We start from the raw sequence: 18,434 nt of genomic DNA, 5'->3' as shown, positions 1-18,434 counted from the left end.
CTCCGGCCTTCGTCCCCGGCCCTTGAACGTAAAGGCGCCGTAACGGCCTGTCAACGTTGGGATTTCTCGCCCGCGCCTGACACTGCCGTGATCTCCAGCCGGTGCAGCCCGTAGATCGGGCTTTCCCCGGCGGTGGCCGACGCGTCGGAGGTTTGCTCGCCCGAAATCCCATGGTCGATGGTCGGAGCCCTCTGATAGGCAGGCCGCATGACGATCGAAGTACGCCCGCTCGGCGCGGACGAGTCGCAACGAGCTATCAGGCTGATAGAGCTGTCCTTCGGGGGCGAGGCCTGGCCCGAGGACGCGCTGGAGGTCGAGCGCCGTCGGTTCGAGGCCGACCGCAGCATCGGCGCCTTCGACGGTGACGACCTGGTGGGGCACACCGGCGCCTACACCTTCACGATGACGGTCCCGGGCGGCCCGCTCGGCGTGGCCGGCGTCAGCATGGTCGGCGTCCTGCCCACCCATCGCCGTCGTGGCGTGCTTCGTTCCCTCATGCGGCACCAACTCACCGCGCTGCACGAGACCGGCGGCGAGCCGGTCGCGGCCCTGACCGCATCGGAGCCAGCGATCTACGGCCGGTTCGGATACGGCCACGCGAGCGACTGGGCAAGCGTCGAGATCCCCAAGGTAGGCAGCGCCCTCCGCCCCGTGCCGGGCACCGACGAGGTGACGATCCGCTACGCCGACGCCGAGAAGTCGCTCGACATCTGCACCGCGATTCGCGAGTCGGTCGTGGCCACGCGTCCCGGGATGTTCCGTTACACCGAGCCATGGGCGCGCGGCGAGATCGCTGACCCGCCGAGCATGCGCGGGGGCGCTTCGCCGCTGCGCTGCGTGGTCGCCGAACGCTCCGGAGCGCCCACCGGCTATGCCTACTTCCAGACCCGCCAGTCCTGGGAGCAACGCGGGCCCGCCGGCAGGACCACGGTGCAGCGGGTCCAGGCGACCGACCTCGCGTCGTACGCCGCACTGTGGAGGTTCCTGCTCGACCAGGACCTCATGGCCACGACCATCCACCGCCGCCTCGCCATGGACGACCCGCTCCTGCGCTGGCTCGTCGACATTCGCCAGGCCGCACTCGGATTCCGCGACAGCCTGTGGGTGCGGCTCGTCGAGGTCGGCCGGGCGCTCGGCTCCCGCACCTACACCCGCCCTGTCGACGTGGTGCTCGAGGTGCGGGACGAGTTCTGTCCGTGGAACGCCGGACGCTGGCACCTGGCCGGCGACGCCACCGGGGCCTCCTGTGGCCGGGTCACCCGCGAACCCAACCTGGTGCTCGACATTCGCGACCTTGCCTCGGCATACCTCGGCCGGCCCTCACTCCAGGCGGCCGGCGGTGCAGGCCTAATCGAGGAACGCACGGCGGGCAGCCTGGCCGCGGTGTCCCAGGCGTTCCTTCACGACCCGCTACCCCTGCTCGACACGTCGTTCTAGAGCGCTCGACACCGGTAGGTCGGAGCCACGCACCGCCGGTAGGGCCGGGTCAGAGGCCGATGGTCCCGGACTCCTCGTAGGCGGTGAGCATCGCGATCCGGCGGGCGTGGCGGGCTTCGCCGGAGAACACCGTCGTCAAGAACTCGTTGACAAAGCCCGTCGCCTCGTCGGTGGTGTGCATCCGGGCACCGATTGACAGCACGTTGGCGTCGTTGTGCTGGCGGGCCAACCGGGCGGTGTCGGTGTTCCAGGCCAGCGCGGCACGCACGCCAGTGACCTTGTTGGCCGCGATCTGCTCGCCGTTGCCCGAGCCTCCGATCACGACGCCGAGGCTCCCCGGGTCAGCCACCACTCCCTGTCCGGTCGCCAGACAGAACGGCGGGTAGTCGTCCTCGGGGTCGTACACCGACGGCCCGTGGTCGACCACCTCATAACCCTGCTCGGCCAACCAACGGGCGAGGTGCTGCTTGAGCTCGTAGCCCGCGTGGTCCGATCCCAGATGCACGCGCATGGCGGCAGTCTTCCAGGCTGGGATGGATTGCCCGACACGTCCCCACCCACTGTCGCCACGAGGTCCGCGAGGTCAACGTCCCCCGGCTGGTTCACCGAAGGTCTCCTGGTGCAGCAGGTCGAGCGCGACGAGGACGGCCCCGCGCACCACCGGGTTGCCGTCGACCGCGCTGCGCGCCTCGTCACCGGGCCCGACCACGCCTCCCTCCGGCACGCCCCAGCCGCCCACGCCGACGGCGCCGGGGACGACCTCGGTCGGGAGCGGGATCCGCGCGGCGAGCCGCTCCGCCACCCGGCAGGCGAGGTCCGCGCCGCCAGCAAGCCCCACCTCCCCCGCGAGCACCACGACCCCCGGATCGAGGACCGCGCAGATGGCAACGGCGCCCACGCTGATCCGGTCGGCGATGGCGTCGAGGAACGCCTCGTGTCGCGGACCGTCAGCGACCGCCGCGCTGACGAGCGCACCGAGACCGCCGTCGGGGTCGTCCAGGCAGTGCTCGCGGGCCAGCGCCACGATGGCATCACCGCCGGCATGGTCCTGGAAGGTTCCGCTGCCGAGCGCGCCGAGCGGGATGTACGACGCTTCGCCCGCGCCGCCCGACGCACCCCGGTGCAGCCGGCCACCGAGGACGATCGCCACGCCGATCCCGGTCGACAGAGACAGCAGGGCGAAGGTGTCGCGACCGCGAGCCGCACCAAGCCGGTGCTCGGCGAGGCCGACAAGGTTGACTTCGTTCTCCAGCAGGACCCGGTCGCCGTACCGCTCGCGAAGTCCGGGCAGCAGGTTGGCGTGCCAGGTCGGCAGGCTGGCCACGAACGTCACGTCGCCGCTGGCCGGGTCGACCAGTCCAGGCGTTCCCACGACGACCATGCGGAGCTGGTCGGGGGCCAGCCCGGCGTCAGCGAGCGCGCCGTCGATGGCCGCGCACACCAACTGGTGCGGTGCGATCCGCGGATCCTGCGCTACCTCGGAGACCCCGACCGGCGCGCCGGTGACGTCGGTGACGACGGCGATGACCCGGTCAGGGCGTACCTCCACGCCGGCCACGTGAGCCCGCTCGGCGAGCACGCCGTACAACGTCGCGTTGGGACCCCGGCGTTCGGTGCCCGCCTCGCCCACCGGCGCGACCAGTCCCGCGGCCTCGAGCCGCTGGACCAGGTCGGCGACGGTGGGGCCGGACAGCCCGGTCAGCGACCGCAGCTGGCGGCGGGTGAGCGGGCCGCGGTCAAGGAGCAACTCGAACGCCACCCGGTCGTTGATCAGCCGGGCGGTCCGGGGTGTGGCCGCATGAGGAATCGACGGCCTCTTTTCATTAGGAAGCCTGCCTGTTAGTTTCTGTGACCGTAACGACCGATGGTGCGCACGGTCAAGGACGGTTCCTCGTCCCGGCGCCCCTCTCACCCCGCTCCCCCGTCCTGCCAAGGAGCACCTGTGTCAGAACGACGGGGCGGCGAACCTGCCCGGCCAGCCACTCCGACTGGTCCCGGGCCAGCCCGCCGCCCGTACGCCTTGGCCGTCTTCTTCGGCCTCGTCGGTTTCCTTCCCGCCAACTGGCTCGTCCGCGTCCCCGACATCAAGGCCCAGGTCGGTGCGACGGCCGGCGGCCTCGGGCTGGCCATGCTGACCGGCTCGCTCGCCGGGCTCGCCGCGACCCTGCTGGCCAGCCGGCTCTGTCTGAAGTTCGGGACCCGGCAGGTCCTCGTCGCCGGCGCCACCCTCCTCAGCCTCGTCGTGGTCCTGCCCGCCCTGGCCGGCTCGGTGGCCTGGCTCGGCGTCGCGCTGGTGGTGCACGGCCTGGCCCAGAGCACGTTCAACATCGCGCTCAACAGCGCCGCCGTCGAGGCCGCCGCCGCCAGCGGCAACCCGATGGTGCCTACGCTGCACGGCATCTACAGCGTCGGGGCGCTCGCCGGCGCCGTGGTCGGTGGGTTCGCCGCGGACCATCTCGCACCCGCACCGCACCTTGGGCTGATGGCGGTCCTCGGACTGGCGGTGACCCTTCGTTTCGGACCCCGGCTCCGCAGTCCCCTCCCTTCGCCCCAGCCGACGACCGACAGGGCCGCCACGACGGACAGCGTCACCACAACGGACCGGGCCACCTCGACGCCGGCGGCGTTCGTACCAGACTGGCGGGCTGCTCGCTGGATCGTGCTGCCGTTCGGTGTCATCGCCCTGTGTACGGCGTTCGGTGAGTACGCGAGCAACAACTGGGCCGCCCTGCACCTGCGCGAGGACCTTGGTACCACCGCCGCGGTCGCGGGCTTCGGCTACGCGGCCTACGCGTGCGCGATCGCTGTCGGGCGGTTCCTCGGCGCCCGGCTGATCCGCCGGTTCGGCGACACCGTTGTGCTCAGTGGCGGCTTCGCGCTGGCGGCGGTCGGCTCGGTCGCGGCCAGCTGGTCCGGCCACCTCCCCCACGCTGGCCTACCACTCGCGGTCGCCGGCTACGTCGTCGTCGGTCTTGGTCTCGCCAACGTGTTCCCGATCGCGATCGCCCGCGGCGGTGTGCTCGGCGGACCCAGGGGCGTGAGTCGGGTCTCCGTGATCTCGAGCCTCGGAGTCCTCGGACAGGCACCTTTGATCGGGTTCCTCGCGGACAGGTACGGCCTACCGACCGCCCTCTCGACGGTCACCGTCCTGTCGGTGTGCGCCGCGGTGCTCGCCCTGGTGGTGCGCCGCTGGAGCACCGCACCGCCCGCACCCTCCCCGGTCGCCGCTTCCGCTTCTGCTTCTGCTTCTACCGAAGGACGGTCCGCATGACCCGAGCACGCCTGCGCAGCCACCGTCCGGTGACCCGGTTGTACCCACTGACGGTCTTCTTCGCCGCCGACGGCGTGGTGTTCGCCAGCTGGGTCGTGCGGGTACCCGAGATCAAGGAGCAGGTCGGCGCGTCCGCCACGGCCCTCGGGTTCGCACTGCTCTGCATGACGTTCAGCTCGGCGGTGTCGATGTACTTCGCCGGCGGACTCTGCGAACGCTTCGGCACCCGCGCGGTCACGGTGGCGTCGTTCCCCCTGGTATGTGCGGCGCTGATCCTGCCCGGACTCGCGCGTTCGGTGGTCCAGCTCGGGGCGATCCTCCTGCTCTTCGGGGTGATCTACGGCGTCCTGCTGGTCGCGTTGAACAGCGCGGCCGTCGAGGTCGAGGCCGCGACCGGGCGCGCCATCATGTCGCCGCTGCACGGACTCTGGAGCCTCGGCGGACTGGTGGGCGCGGTGATCGGCGGCGTCCTGGCAGACCTGTTGTCCACCCCGCAGCACCTGAGCCTGATCGCGGTTGCCGGCGTACTGGTCACCTTGCTTGTCGGAGGCCGGATGCTGCGCCCGGACGCGGCTGCCAGCCTGGGCGGTGTGGGCGCTGCCGGCGTCAACGGGGATGCCGGGGAGCCCGCGCCAGCCGAGCCGGCGGACCGCCGTTCGGGACGCCGCTCTGGACGCCGCCCGGTGAGCCTGGTGGTGGTGCTGTTCGGCGTCGTCGCATTGTGTACGGCGTACGGCGAAGGCGCGGTCGGTGACTGGGCCGCCCTGCATCTGCGCGACGACCTGGGCGCTGCGGCTGGCGTGGCGGCGTACGGGTTCGGTGCGTACTCGGTCGCGATCGCGGCGGGGCGCCTGATCGGCGGCCGGCTGATCAATCTCGCCGGGGAGACCTGGGTCCTCACGGGTGGTGCGCTGATCGCGGGTGCGGGCATTCTCGTCGCGGCATGGGCGCAGGATCTCGGTCTCGCGTTCGCGGGGTTGGTCGCGGTCGGGTTCGGGCTCGCCAACATGTTCCCGATCGCGATCGCGCGGGCGGGGGCGATCGGCGGACCGCGCGGGGTTGGGCTGGCCTCGACGATCGGCAACACCGGCATGCTCGCCGGGCCACCGCTGATCGGGTTCCTCGCGGACCAGCTCGGACTCCCGGCGGCCCTGAGCACGATCGCCATTCTCGCCGCCATCGCCGCAGTGCTCGGGTTCGTCCTGCGTGAGCACACGACCTCCCGCCGCCGATCCCCGGAGGAAGCAGAGCAGAGCATCCCCGCCTGACCCCGCCCCCGATCCCATCACCGCTCCCTGTGATCGTGATCGTGATCGTGATCGTGATCGTTAAGGCCATCAGGACATATAGCCCTCTTTGCCTTCATGATCTTGAAGGTCAGCAAGACAGCCGAAGAACTGCTCGCACGCGGAAATGATCAGGGGGACCCGCGTGGAGAAATTGCCACCTGCGGCTACTCGGTCTCAGTGGAGGGTTATTCGAACTTCTTCGGTGGGTACTCGAAACCGCCGGTGGGCGCCCTGCATCAGGCGGGCCTGGACCGCCATACCGGTCGCGCCGCGGGTAGCGGCTCACCTTGCCTACTTGTCTACGCCTTCTCCGGGGTGGAACGCGGAAGTTCCCACCATGCAAGGGAACTCTGCCGCGCGACGTCCGGCAGCAGGCGGGCGCGGCAGTCTCGGATGGGCGGGCCATCTCAGATCGTGAAGATTTTGGGGTGCTATAGAGCCTGTTGCTTTTTGATAGATGAGAACGATGTTCATCCCTGAGGTCTACCGGAGGCCGCAGCCCCACGCTCAGCAGGCGAGCTGCTCTGAGCGCAGGGTTCCACTGAGTGCTCGTCCAACGCTGGAATCCGCGGGCTTTCCCCACTCTTTACAAAAGGGCGCGCATTAAGCAACAGGCTCTATAACACCCTGAAGTCTTCAGGGTCTCACTGAATACAGCAACCGTCTCGAATGGCGTACACCCAGGTGTATCGGATAGTGAGCGAGAAACGCCGACGAAGCCCGCGAAGCCCGCGAAGCCGATGATCATGAAGGCCATCGGGACGTATGTCCCCTCCCGCCTTCACGATCACGATCATGATCACGGGAGTGGGCAGCGGGTTCGTGGACGGGCACCACACAAAAGCTTCAGTGACTACTCTCCGTAGAATTTTCGGCGATTTCGTCTCATTGTGTAACCCTCTGTGGCACGGTCGTTTCGGTAAGGAACCCATCTCTTCTTCGTCCCGCACGACGGGATCGGCTCCGGAGGGGTGCGATGCGGACACCGCGCAGCTGGGTCACGCGGATCGCTCGGCAGGCCGCGACCGCCGTGGGAGTACCCATGCTCGCCCTGACGGGCAGCCTCACCCTGCCCGCCACCTCGGCTGTCGCCGAGGGCGAGGAGGGCTCAAGTCAGGCGAGCAGGACAGACGTGCTCAGCCGTCCCGCCATCAACAAAGACATCGACGTACGAGAAGGGCGGGTGGCTCCGTCCGCTCAGCAGCTCCGCCGGATCCGCGCGCTGGGAGCGACCGCGCGCTGGACCCGGTTTGGCACGGCCGCGTCAGTGTTGCCCGCCGACGGCACACTCGCGTCCGACCTTCGCGGGACGCCCGCTGCCGTCGCACGCCGGTTCGTCGAGGACAACCGCGTGCTCTTCCACATGACGGCAGCCCGCGTTCGCGGCCTCGAGCTGCTCAGCGTCGGAGCCCTCGCCGCCGCCGGTGCCGGTGACGGCGGTCGCCGTGCGCACGTGGTCGTCTTCCGCGAGCGCTTCGGGGACCTGCCGGCCGGCGCCGGCGGCCTCATCACCGTGGGCGTCGCCGACGACGCGGTCGTCTACGTCTCCTCGTCGGCGTACGGCGATGCGCCCGCACCAGAACCCCCCAGGCTGAGCGCCGTCCAGGCCTGGCTGCGCGCGGCCACGGCGGTGGGGCAGCCGGTGTCCCCCAACGCCGTCGGTCCCATTGACCAAGCCGCCAATCTCCGGGACTGGACGACGTTCACCGTCGCGGGGATGGCACAGTCCCAGCAGGCCCGGCTCGTCGCGGTTGGGATACCTGGCCGAGGGGTGCGGCCGGCGTACGAAACGAACGTCGTCGACGTGCAGGACGGCACCGCGGCCGCCTCGACGTCGTTCGTGGACGCGGGTACCGGCGCCGTCCTCATCCGCCACGACCGGGTCGACCACCTGCTCGACCCAAGCCTGCTCGACCCGAGCCTCCTCGACCCCGACGCGTCCGGGTGCGTCCCCGGCTGCGGAATTCTCCTCAGGACCACCACCACGTCCGGTCCCGTGTGGGCGTTCATCTACCGGCCGAGCGAACCCTACGGCGAGGACGCCGGTGCATACGGCAGCACCCTCACCCTTACCGAGCAGGCCGGCGCCCACCTCACCGTGAACTCCAAGGCGATCACCTCACCGGCCTGGACCAGCCCACTCGCCGTCGGGGCCGGCGCGTCGTCAGCCGCCGAACCGATGCCCGTGGGCGGGGAGTTCGGCAATGCCTGGCGGCGGTCGCGATGCGACGCCGCCAACCTGCGGCCGGGCGGCAACGACGCCGCCATCGCGGCGGCGCACGTCTTCGACCTCCACAACCAGCTGCACGACTGGACCTATCGGCTCGGCTTCACCGAGGCGAACCACAACCTCCAGCAGGACGCCGGGCACGGGGGCCTGGGCGGGGACCGGCAGATCGGCTATGTCCAGGCCGGCGCCCTCACCGGTGGGTACCCGACCTATCTCGGCCGCAACAACGCCAACCAGGTGACCCTGCAGGACGGCCTCCCCGCGATCGCCAGCCACTATCTCTTCCAGCCGTTGGCGGCCGGGTGGTACGGACCCTGTGTCGACAGCGCCTTCGACGCCACCGTGGTAGCGCACGAGTACGCCCACGCGGTCACCAACCGGATGGTCGGCGGACCCGACACCGGGATCATCGGTACGCAGGGACACCCGGTCGGCGAGGCATGGTCAGACCTGCTGGCCGCGGAGTTCCTCCTGGAGTACGGCGGCAGCAGTCTCGACGGCAGCCCGCCGACCGCGATCGGAGCGTACGTCGCCGGCAATCCACGGCACGGCGTCCGCAACTACCGCCTCGGATCCAGCCCGCTCAATGTCACGAACGCGGGCTTCGACCCCGGGAACCGAGCCGCCGACGGCGAGATCTGGTCCGCCATCAACTGGGACATCCGGCAGGCGCTGGTCAGGAAGTACGACGGCGAGGCCCCGGCATCAGACAAGGTCGCGCAGCAGCTGTGTGCCGGCGGCGACCGCCCGGTCGCACGGTGTCCGGGCAACCGGCGATGGATACAGCTGCTGTTCGACTCGCTCCTGCTCCAGCAGAGCAGCGTCACGATGGTGGATGCCCGCGACGCGCTTCTCGCCGCCGACCGGATGCGCTTCGACGGCGCGAACGCCAGCGAACTCTGGGCGGCCTTCGCGCGTCGGGGCCTCGGACCGGACGCGAAGCCACCCGCCGGCCGCCGGCCCGGCGTTCCGGATTTCACCGCACCGGCCGACCTCACTCCCCGCATCCGGTCGGGCCGCCTGATCGTCGACGCCCGCGACCGCCACACCGGAACACCCATCAACGTCACGGTGTACCTGGGGAGGTACGCCGCGCCCTCGACGCCGGTGGTCGACACCGATCCCGGCAGCCCGCTGGCCCGCGACCTCGCCCTGGTGGCCGGGACCTACGACCTCACCTGGTCGGCACCGGGCTTCGGGATGGGGCGTACGACGACCACCATCAAGGCGGGGCGTACCCGCTATCTCACGCTCCACCTCAGCCGTAACCTCGCCTCAGCCAGCAACGGCGCGACCGTGGTGACCAGCCCGGGCGGCACGCGACCGGCCGCCCTCATCGACGACAACGAGGCGTCGAGCTGGACGGTCAGCAGGTCCACTCCCGACGTGCGGGGCAGCGCCATCGCGGTCGACCTCGCCGGGTCCGCGCCCCGGACGGTGCGGTCGGTGAAGGTGAGTGCCCGCACCGCCGACCGCTTCGCCGCGCTCCGGAGGTTCGCGATCGAGACCTGCGTCCGCGCCCCATCCAACCCCTGTGCCGTCGACGCGCCGGGACAGTGGCAGCGGATCTACACCTCGCCGGGCGATGCGTTCCCCGCTGGGCGGCCGCGTCCGATCACGCCGGACCTCACCTTCCGTGCGTTCGACGTTCCCGACACGCCCGCCACGGACGTACGGCTGGTCATCCTCGACACGCAGTGCACCGGCAACAGCACCTACCACGGCGAGCAGGAGTCGGATCCGCTGTCAACCTCCAACTGCCTGGCGTCCGGCAAGGTTGACGACGCCGCGCTCGCGGAGTTCATGGTCTACGGCTCTGATCCCGCCCCGGCCCGGTCGCCGCTGCCCTACGCGGTGTGGGACTGAGCCGACTCCTAGTCGAAGACCGGCCCGCGGGTACGGCTGCGCTTCAGCTCGAAGAAGCCGTCGGTGCCCGCGACGAGCCGTACGCCGTCCCAGAGCTTGCCGGCGTCTTCACCGCGCGGGATCGGCGACAGGACCGGACCGAAGAACGCCGAGCCGGCCACGCTGATCACCGGCGTACCCACCTCGTACCCCACCTGGTCCATGCCCTCGGTGTGGCTCTTGCGCAGCGCGTCGTCATGGTCGGTGACGTCGGCGGCGTCCGCGAGGTCGCGGGGCAGGCCGGCCGCCTCGAGCGCCTCTTCGTACGTCGCGCGCTCGCGGGGTTTCTTCTCGTGGTGGAAGCGGGTGCCGAGTTCGGTGTAGAGGCGGCCGAGCACCGGACTCGGGTCCTCCCCGGCCTGCTCGGCTCGCTGCGCGGCGGCGATCGCGATCCGGACCGGACCCCACGCCGTCTCCATCGACTTCTTGTAGTCCTCGGGCAGGTCACGTCCGGCGTTGAGGACCGCCAGGCTCATCACGTGCCAGCGGGTTTCCACCGGGCGTACCTTCTCCACCTCGAGCATCCAGCGGGAGGTGATCCACGCCCACGGACAGATCGGGTCGAACCAGAAATCGGCGGTCTCCCGCTTCCCAGCCATGATCGCTCCTTAGTCGCCTGGCAGGACAACAACGTCTGTGCGCGCACGCATTCCCGTCCTCACGGCCCCTGCCGGAAAGCGATCAGCATCCGGCCACGTACGACCGCTCACCGCGCGTGCCACCGTGCAAAGATGAGCCTCATGCCAGGCACCAACCTCACCCGCGACGAGGCCCACGCGCGGGCCCGCCTCCTGTCGGTCAGCGGATACGAGGTCGACCTCGACCTCACCTCGGCGACCAACCCTGACGCGACGACCTACCAGTCCACGACGGTCATCCGGTTCAGTTGTGCCGAACCCGGCGCCAGCACCTTCGTCGACCTGATCGCACCCAACGTGCGTGAGGTCACGCTCAACGGCACCACCCTCGACCCAGCGAGCGTCTATCAGGACTCCCGGATCACCCTCGACGGCCTCGCCGCCGACAACGAGGTCCGCATCGTCGCCGACGCGAGCTACATGAACACCGGTGAGGGCCTGCACCGATTCTTTGACCCGGTGGACCAGCGCCCCTATCTCTACACGCAGTTCGAGGTGCCCGACGCGCGCCGGATGTTCGCGACGTTCGAGCAGCCCGACCTCAAGGGGACGTTCGCGCTCACCGTCACCGCGCCCGCTGACTGGCAGGTCGTCTCCAACTCCCCCACGCCAGAGCCCGAGTCGGTGGGCGACGGTGGGGCGGTCTTTAGGTTCGCGCCGACGCCCCGGATCTCGACGTACATCACCGCCCTGGTCGCCGGGCCCTACCACGCGGTGCGCGAGACCTACCTCGGCAAGCGCGGCGAGGTCCCGCTCGGCGTGTTCTGCCGCCAGTCGTTGAAGGAGCACCTCGACGCCGACGAGATCCTCGACGTCACCAAGCGCGGGTTCGCGTTCTTCGAGGAGCTCTTCGACTATCCGTACCCGTTCGAGAAGTACGACCAGCTCTTCGTGCCCGAATACAACATGGGCGCGATGGAGAACGCCGGCTGCGTGACGATCCGGGACGAGTACGTCTTCCGCAGCCGCGTGACCGATGCCTACTACGAGTCACGGGCCAACACCATCCTGCACGAGCTGGCCCACATGTGGTTTGGCGACCTGGTAACCATGCGCTGGTGGGACGACCTGTGGCTCAACGAGTCGTTCGCCACCTACGCCAGCGTGCTCTGCCAGGCCGAGACGACCCGCTGGTCGCATGCGTGGACGACGTTCGCCAACACCGACAAGACCTGGGCCTACCGCCAGGACCAGCTGCCCTCGACCCACCCGATCGCCGCCGACATCCGCGATCTGGAGGACGTCGAGGTCAACTTCGACGGCATCACCTACGCCAAGGGCGCGAGCGTGCTCAAGCTGCTGGTGGCCTGGGTGGGGCGCGAGGAGTTCTTCGCCGGGCTGCGGCACTACTTCAAGACGTACGACTGGAACAACGCCACCCTCGCCGACCTGCGTGCCTGTCTGGAGGCGACCAGCGGCCGCGACCTCGACGCGTGGAGCAAGGAGTGGCTGGAGACGGCCGGGGTCAACACGCTCCGGGCGGCGTTCGAGGTCGACGGCGACGGCAGGTTCACCTCCTTCGACGTCCTGCAGTCCGCGATCGAGGAGCAGCCGACGCTGCGGTCACACCGCGTCGCGATCGGGCTGTACGACCGCACCGAGGCGGGGCTCGTCCGGCGTGCCCGCGTCGAGCTTGACGTCGTGGGCGAGCGGACCGAGGTGCCGGAGCTCGTCGGCGCCGCGCAGCCCGACCTCATCCTGCTCAACGACGACGACCTGACGTACGCCAAGATCCGGCTCGACGACCGCTCGCTCGCCACGCTCGTCAAGCACATCGGCGACTTCACCGACTCCCTGCCCCGGTCGCTGTGCTGGACCGCCGCATGGGACATGTGCCGCGACGCCGAGATGTCCGCGCGTGACTACATCGCGCTGGTCCTCGCCGGGGTCGCGACCGAGCCCGACATCAACGTCGTCCAGCTCCTGCTCCGTACCGTCACGTCCGCGGTGCAGATCTACACCGCGCCCGAGCGCCGGGAGGAGGCTCGGCTGGCGTTCGCGGCCGGCCTGCTGCCGCTCGCGCAGAGCGCGGCACCGGGGAGCGACCACCAGCTGGCCCTGGTCCGGGCGTTCGTCGCGGCGGCCACGCCGGAGCACGCGGGCTACCTCGCCGGGATCCTCGACGGATCGGTGGTCCTCGAGGGCCTCGCGGTCGACGCCGAGCTGCGGTGGACGCTCGTCCAGAACCTCGCCCGCCTGGGCGCGATCGGCGAGGCGGAGATCGACGCCGAGCAGGAGCGCGACGGCACGATCAAGGGCCAGGAGGAAGCCGGGCACGCCCGGGCCGCCCAGCCGAGCGCCGAGGCCAAGGCGCGCGCCTGGCGGGACGCGGTCGACCGCGACGACGTCCCCAACCAGACGCAGTTCAAGACGATCCGGGGCTTCTGGCAGCCGGGTCAGGAGGAGCTGCTCGAGCCCTACGTCGACCGCTACCTCGACGCCGCCGGCTGGGTCTGGGACCGCAAGGGCAACGAGATGGCGCAGTACGTCCTCATCGGGCTGTTCCCGCGCCAGCTGGCCACGCAGGCGACGGTTGACAGGGTGCAAGCCTGGCTTGACGACAACCAACCCGTCCCAGCCGTGCGCCGGCTGGTGATGGAGGGCGTCGCCGACGTACAACGCGCCCTGCGGGCACAGGCCCGCGACGCCCAAGGCTGACGGGGCGCGCGAGCCGCCCTGAATGATCACGTTTACGTAGTCATTGTCCGCTTTGCATGGCATGGATGCCATGTGAGGCAGGTAATGACCACGTAAACGTGATCATTCAGGGCCGCGGCCGACCTCGCGTTCGAAGTACACGGTCGCGGCGTCGGCCAGCTCCGCCGGCCACGCGCCGCCAGCGGCTTCGAGAGTGGCGCGGCCGGTCGTACGCCACGCCTGCTCGGTGGCCCGCATCGCCGCGACCAACGACTCTGGCCGCGCGTCCAGCGGAGGAAGGGCCTGGAGCGCGGCGCGTTGTTCGGGGGTTAGCTTCGAGCTCCACTGCTTGACGCCCATCGGCGGCAGCGGTTGGTTCGCCTCGACGAACAGGTCATAGAGCATCTGCCGGTTTCCCTGTACGCCGACCACACCGAGCAGCCAGTCGGCGCGGGCGACCACGGCGGGCGGAAAGATTGCCAGCTGGCGGTAGAACTCCTCAACCAGCCCGGCCATCCGAGCGGGGTCAGGTCCCGGCCGAGGCTTCGGCTCCGGCACCAGTGCGTCCAGGCCGTCGCGGTCGAGCACCACCACCCGGCGACGGTGCGGCGTCTCGCCCAGACCGCTGACGGGTTCGGCTACGACGTCGAGCCGCAGGCACTCGGTCGTCGTCGAGTAGAAGCAGCCGGCGGCGTACGACAACTCCCGCGCCAGGAGGGTAGGCGTCACCGTGGCGAGCCAGTCCCGCCACGTCGCGGCGTACGTGTCGAAGTCCGCGTCGCGAACGGCGAGGATGATGTCGAGATCCGACCCGGCGTCGGCGACCCCACGGGCCAGCGATCCCGAAAGCCAGAGCGCCCGGATCCGTTCGTCGTGCTCCACGACGTCAAGCAACCGGGCGAAAAGACGGTGGTAACCGGCGGGTAGCGGCCCCAGTGCGGCGGGCTGCCGGTCAACGAACAGCTCACTCACGGGTACCCCGCTCCTTACGGCTCGTCGGTATGGACGGTCGGGGGTTGCCGGGCGTGCTCACCGAGTTGCTGGATGCCGGTGACCAGGCCGCCCACGAGGTCGCCCCCGGCGAAGGCCGACTGCATCCCGAGAATCACCAGCTGGCAGTCGGCGTCACTCAACACCCGACGGGCTTCCTTGCCGGTGACGATCTCCAGCTGCCGTCCCCTGGGATCGACGGCGACGAGGACGCTACGGGCGGCGTTGGGGAGGGCGGCGTGCAGGTGTTCGGCGTAGGAGCGGAAGTCTCCGTCGGGCTCCCCGACGTAGGCCGAGAAGCTCAGGCCGGAGAACTCCCCCGCGACCCGGACCGCCCGATCCAGCTCGTCACGCTCGCGCGGGCTGAAGGTGTCACCACTGGCCACCCGCGCCCCCCTGGGTTGGGTTCGAGGGCGCCTCGAGCGAGGCCTTGGCCCCGCTCGTGGATTCCTCGCCGCCGGTGGAGTCGCTGGCCGGCCGGGCACCGAACCACTCGGACTCCGCCTGCCAGGAGCCACCAGGCCGGCTGCCGGACCCGCGGATGAGGGACGGTGTGAAGACCAGAAGGGTGATCAGACCGAACATCGCCAGCGGGATGCCGGCATAGATGCCGAGCACCTCGATCATCGGCATCGGGTCTTCCTTCTCCCAGCTGTCGGGCGTCGCCGCTCCGGCAGCGGAAACCATGGCCGTCATGGCCAGGCCGGTCGCGGCACCGAGCACGAGGGCCCGGCGTACGGCCCGGCCAACCATCCCTTGAGCATTCTTCACGAACGACACCGTACCCACTCCACTCCTGCTTCCAGCGGTCGACCCGGGATCGCGAATGATCCACGCACGTCGCCGAGCAGCACCATCCGGCCCTCGCCGAGCGATGGATGGTGGTGTGCGTGGACATCGACGCGGGCTCCCTTCGTGGTCCACCTCAGAGTAGGACGGGGCACGGACAGGACACCAAGGGAGGAAGGTGACGAACCACCTTCGCGCTTTCAGGTAGCCGCAGGACCACGACTGTGCGGTTTGGTCAGGCTGTGCAGAATGGCCAGATGGTTTCCGCACTGACCTGGGACGAATTTGCCAAGGCGGCAGAAGCACCCACCCGCATCGTGTTCCTGATCGTCATGGGCATCGTGCTGCGGCTGGTGGTCCAACGAGTCATCGACCGGCTCGTCGCCAAGGCCGCGGGACTCGCGCCGCCCAAGCATCTGTTCGGCAGCAAGCGGGCGGCCCAGATCATCGGCAACAGTTCCACCCTCTACAACGAACGCCGGGGCCAGCGGGCCCAAGCGCTCGGCTCGCTCTTCAAGAGCATCACGACCGTCGTCGTCGGCGGCATGGTCGCGCTGATGGTCCTGAACGAACTCAGCTTCCAACTCGGGCCGGTGCTCGCCAGCGCGGGTGTCGTTGGTGTCGCCCTCGGGTTCGGGGCCCAGAACCTCGTCAAGGACTTCATCTCCGGCGTGTTCATGCTGCTGGAGGATCAGTACGGCGTCGGCGACGTGATCGACATGGGCCAGGCCACCGGCACCGTGGAGGGCGTCGGCCTGCGCGTGACCCGGCTCCGGGACGGTGACGGCATCCTCTGGCACGTCCGCAACGGCGAGATCATCCGTGTCGGCAACCGCAGCCAGGGCTGGTCGAGCCTCGTGCTCGACGTCTCAGTCGCCTACGACGAGGACATCCCGCGGCTGGAAGGGCTGATCAACGACGTGGCCCGGTCGCTGGCCGACGAGGAGGAGTGGCGCGACCGGATCCTGGAGGCGCCGCACGTGGTCGGGCTCGAGCAGATCAACGGCGCGGCCGTCACGATCCGGGTCGTCGGCCGGTGCGCTCCGAACGAGCAGTTCGGGGTCCAGCGGGAGCTGCGGCTCCGGCTCAAGGACGTGTTCGACCGGGAGGGTGTTCGCGTACCCGCGCCGCTCTGGCCCGGCCAGTCGGCGGGCGCGGCCGGTGCGGTCGACGTACCCAGCTAGCCACTCCCCGCTCCGTTAGGCGTTTCCCGCTCCGTTAGGCGTTCCCGCTCCGCTCAGGGGGACGGCGACCCGCCAGCGGCTCAGCTCGGAAGCTTTCCTCTGGCAGGTCGCCGTCGCGTCCTGCGGTTGCGGCACCGGGTGTGTCGTCCGCGGTTTCAGACCAGGGCGGCGTCGAGGGTGATCGTGGTGCCGGCGAGTGCCTTGGAGACCGGGCAGTTGGCCTTGGCGGTCTCCGCCGCCTTGGCGAACGTGTCGGCATCGATGCCCGGGATCTTGGCCCGGACCGTCAGGTGGATACCGGTGATGCCCTCCCCCGGCTGGAAGGTCACGTCCGCCCGGGTGTCGACGGTCTCCGGCGGGGTGCCCGCCTGCGCGAGCCCGTGCGAGAGTGCCATCGAGAAGCAGGTCGAGTGCGCGGCGGCGATGAGCTCCTCGGGGCTGGTCTTCCCGCCCGACTTCTCCTCCGAACGCGCCGCCCAGGTGACGTCGTACGTCCCGAGTCCAGACGAGTCGAGCGAGACACGGCCAGCGCCCTGCATGAGGGAGCCCTCCCAATGGGCATTCGCCGTTCGCGTTGTGGCCATGGATCCTCCTGTTGGTCGTTACCCCCAGCCGACACGTGAGGGGGTAGCAATGTCCTCAAACTACACAGCCGCAGGTGGCTCTCGACCGCCGCTTCGCACCGGTGTGGCGGCGCGGCCACACGACGTCTGAACGCCACCAGCCGGAATGGGGTCCGACCGCGAAACTCCGGTCGCGGTCGGGCGAAGTTCTGCTGCTCCTTACCTGTCAGGTTCGGAGGCGGTTGTTGCGGATGGGGTTGCGTTGCTGGTCGATCCATTCGGGGGGAATGAATTCAGGCATCCCGTCGGCTGCAAGCTGGACTTGCCAGGTGTCTTGGTGGATGAGGCGGTGATGGTGACCGCAAAGCAGGGCCCCGTTGGACAGCGTGGTCGGCCCGCCTTCCAGCCACGACCTGACGTGGTGCCCGTCGCACCACGCCGGTGGCCGGTCGCAGCCGGGGAAGGCGCAGCCCCGATCTCGTAGCTCCAGCAGCTTGCGGAGTCGTCCGGTGAAGAAGCGGGTGCCGTCGGAGAGGGCGACTTCGCCGTCGCGGATGCCGAACCAGCTGATCTTGGCATCACACGCCCACTCCTGCACGGTGCGAGCCGAGACGTAGGTGCCGGTGCGGAGCAGCCGGCCGAGTCCGGTGCCGTTGACCAGGTCGGTGTCGGTGATGGTGACGACGATGTGCGGTTTCTCCCCGCCCTGCGATGGCGAAACACCTGCGTTGAGGTAGCGGCGGATGAGTTCGGCGAACCCGTCGCCTCTACGCTGGGCCGCGCTGCGGGGATCCGGCCCGTCGGCGGTGGTGGGCAGCGGCTTCGACAAGGGTTCGAGGGCGGTGCGCAGCATGTCCGCTGTGACCGGATCCAACTTCCCGCGGATATGGGTGCCGGAGCCGTTGGGGTCGTCGTACAGGGTGAGTTCGCGCTGCCGGGCAGCCTTCGCTTCCTCTTCGGCGAGCTTCTTCGCCAACACCTTGTCCGCCAGCTCCGGGTCGACCGCGTTCAACACCGCTTTGCCCAAGCCGGCAAGGTCTTTGGGGTCAAAGACCCGGGCGTGCTCGACCGGCACCTGCTCAGCCTCGGCCCGGGTCTCCTGGCCGGCTTCCTTCGGCAGATCGCGGATCGCCTTCGCGATCACGCGGGCGTGATCGGCGCTGATCTCGCCCGCGTTCAACGCCAACTGCACAAGCGGGAGCACGGTGTCCAGGTCGTTGGCCAGCTTCACTGCCGCCCGCGCGTGTTCGGGGCGCATCCGCAGCAGCGACGACAACAACGCCGCCGTACCCGTCGCACCGACACTGGCACCCAGGTCACGCCGGTCCGCCTCGCGGATCACCTGCAGCTGGACCGCCTCGAGCTGCGCCGAGAGAGCTTCAAGACTGACCAGCAGGTCGGTGAGCTCGTCCCCTGGAGTCGACCACAACGGCGCACCAGACTCCTCGGCGAGGCGGACACGTATCCGTTCGACCAGCACCGAGAACGGGTGCCGGCCCGC

The 18,434-nt window shown here is 69.8% G+C and carries 14 protein-coding genes; 6 read left to right on the top strand and 8 right to left on the bottom strand.

The genetic code is table 11. From position 1 onward, the window contains the following. Window positions 1-207 precede the first annotated feature (207 nt). Window positions 208-1,437 carry a GNAT family N-acetyltransferase gene (locus tag B141_RS0121770; RefSeq protein WP_020577304.1) on the top strand — a complete coding sequence of 410 codons (1,230 nt, stop codon included), beginning with the start codon at window positions 208-210 and terminating at the stop codon, window positions 1,435-1,437. A gap of 49 nt (window positions 1,438-1,486) precedes the next feature. Here B141_RS0121770 and B141_RS0121765 read toward each other — a convergent pair whose 3' ends face one another. Beyond that, window positions 1,487-1,948: a ribose-5-phosphate isomerase gene (locus tag B141_RS0121765; RefSeq protein WP_020577303.1), complete on the bottom strand. Its 462-nt coding sequence runs from the start codon at window positions 1,946-1,948 to the stop codon at window positions 1,487-1,489. 72 nt (window positions 1,949-2,020) lie between these two features. After that, the gene (locus tag B141_RS42025; protein WP_020577302.1) at window positions 2,021-3,196 is read right to left on the bottom strand and encodes an ROK family transcriptional regulator; all 1,176 of its coding nucleotides are present in this window, start codon (window positions 3,194-3,196) and stop codon (window positions 2,021-2,023) included. Window positions 3,197-3,379: 183 nt separating this feature from the next. Here B141_RS42025 and B141_RS0121755 point away from each other — a divergent pair, with 183 nt between their 5' ends. The 3 genes from B141_RS0121755 to B141_RS42015 all read left to right on the top strand — a co-directional run bounded on the left by B141_RS0121755 (window position 3,380) and on the right by B141_RS42015 (window position 10,093). After that, window positions 3,380-4,708, top strand: a complete 1,329-nt coding sequence (locus tag B141_RS0121755; protein WP_020577301.1) for an MFS transporter — start codon at window positions 3,380-3,382, stop codon at window positions 4,706-4,708. Further along, a complete protein-coding gene (locus tag B141_RS42020; protein WP_020577300.1) occupies window positions 4,705-5,976 on the top strand; it encodes an MFS transporter in 1,272 nt (423 codons plus the stop codon). The genes B141_RS0121755 and B141_RS42020 overlap by 4 nt, the downstream gene beginning before the upstream one ends. Before the next feature lie 997 nt (window positions 5,977-6,973). Beyond that, on the top strand, window positions 6,974-10,093 hold the full coding sequence (locus tag B141_RS42015) for a M36 family metallopeptidase (RefSeq protein WP_020577299.1): 3,120 nt from the start codon (window positions 6,974-6,976) through the stop codon (window positions 10,091-10,093). Between the two features lie 8 nt (window positions 10,094-10,101). On the opposite strand, the gene B141_RS0121740 is transcribed toward B141_RS42015, so the two are convergent. After that, a complete protein-coding gene (locus B141_RS0121740; RefSeq protein WP_020577298.1) occupies window positions 10,102-10,731 on the bottom strand; it encodes a mycothiol-dependent nitroreductase Rv2466c family protein in 630 nt (209 codons plus the stop codon). A gap of 141 nt (window positions 10,732-10,872) precedes the next feature. Here B141_RS0121740 and pepN point away from each other — a divergent pair, with 141 nt between their 5' ends. Beyond that, window positions 10,873-13,428, top strand: coding sequence for an aminopeptidase N (gene pepN, locus B141_RS0121735; protein ID WP_020577297.1), 2,556 nt, complete (start codon window positions 10,873-10,875; stop codon window positions 13,426-13,428). Window positions 13,429-13,530: 102 nt separating this feature from the next. On the opposite strand, the gene B141_RS0121730 is transcribed toward pepN, so the two are convergent. The 3 genes from B141_RS0121730 to B141_RS42010 are packed head-to-tail and all read right to left on the bottom strand — an operon-like array spanning window position 13,531 to window position 15,168. Further along, the gene (locus tag B141_RS0121730) at window positions 13,531-14,379 is read right to left on the bottom strand and encodes an aminoglycoside 6-adenylyltransferase (protein ID WP_020577296.1); all 849 of its coding nucleotides are present in this window, start codon (window positions 14,377-14,379) and stop codon (window positions 13,531-13,533) included. A gap of 14 nt (window positions 14,380-14,393) precedes the next feature. Beyond that, the gene (locus B141_RS0121725) at window positions 14,394-14,783 is read right to left on the bottom strand and encodes a DUF5130 family protein (RefSeq protein ID WP_020577295.1); all 390 of its coding nucleotides are present in this window, start codon (window positions 14,781-14,783) and stop codon (window positions 14,394-14,396) included. Next, complete coding sequence (locus B141_RS42010; RefSeq protein WP_157181189.1) at window positions 14,770-15,168, bottom strand: hypothetical protein; 399 nt, start codon at window positions 15,166-15,168, stop codon at window positions 14,770-14,772. Before B141_RS42010 ends, B141_RS0121725 begins: the two co-directional genes overlap by 14 nt. A 275-nt stretch (window positions 15,169-15,443) precedes the next feature. Here B141_RS42010 and B141_RS0121715 point away from each other — a divergent pair, with 275 nt between their 5' ends. After that, complete coding sequence (locus B141_RS0121715) at window positions 15,444-16,370, top strand: mechanosensitive ion channel family protein (protein ID WP_157181188.1); 927 nt, start codon at window positions 15,444-15,446, stop codon at window positions 16,368-16,370. Window positions 16,371-16,525: 155 nt separating this feature from the next. On the opposite strand, the gene B141_RS0121710 is transcribed toward B141_RS0121715, so the two are convergent. After that, window positions 16,526-16,954: an OsmC family protein gene (locus B141_RS0121710; protein ID WP_026257451.1), complete on the bottom strand. Its 429-nt coding sequence runs from the start codon at window positions 16,952-16,954 to the stop codon at window positions 16,526-16,528. Window positions 16,955-17,159: 205 nt separating this feature from the next. Further along, window positions 17,160-18,434, bottom strand: a 1,275-nt coding sequence (locus B141_RS0121705) for an HNH endonuclease signature motif containing protein (protein WP_020577291.1), incomplete at its 5' end; no start/stop codon positions are given.

The sequence above is a fragment of the Actinopolymorpha alba DSM 45243 genome, from assembly GCF_000373925.1.
GTDB lineage: Bacteria > Actinomycetota > Actinomycetes > Propionibacteriales > Actinopolymorphaceae > Actinopolymorpha > Actinopolymorpha alba.
This window is presented reverse-complemented; position numbering and strand designations above follow the sequence as displayed.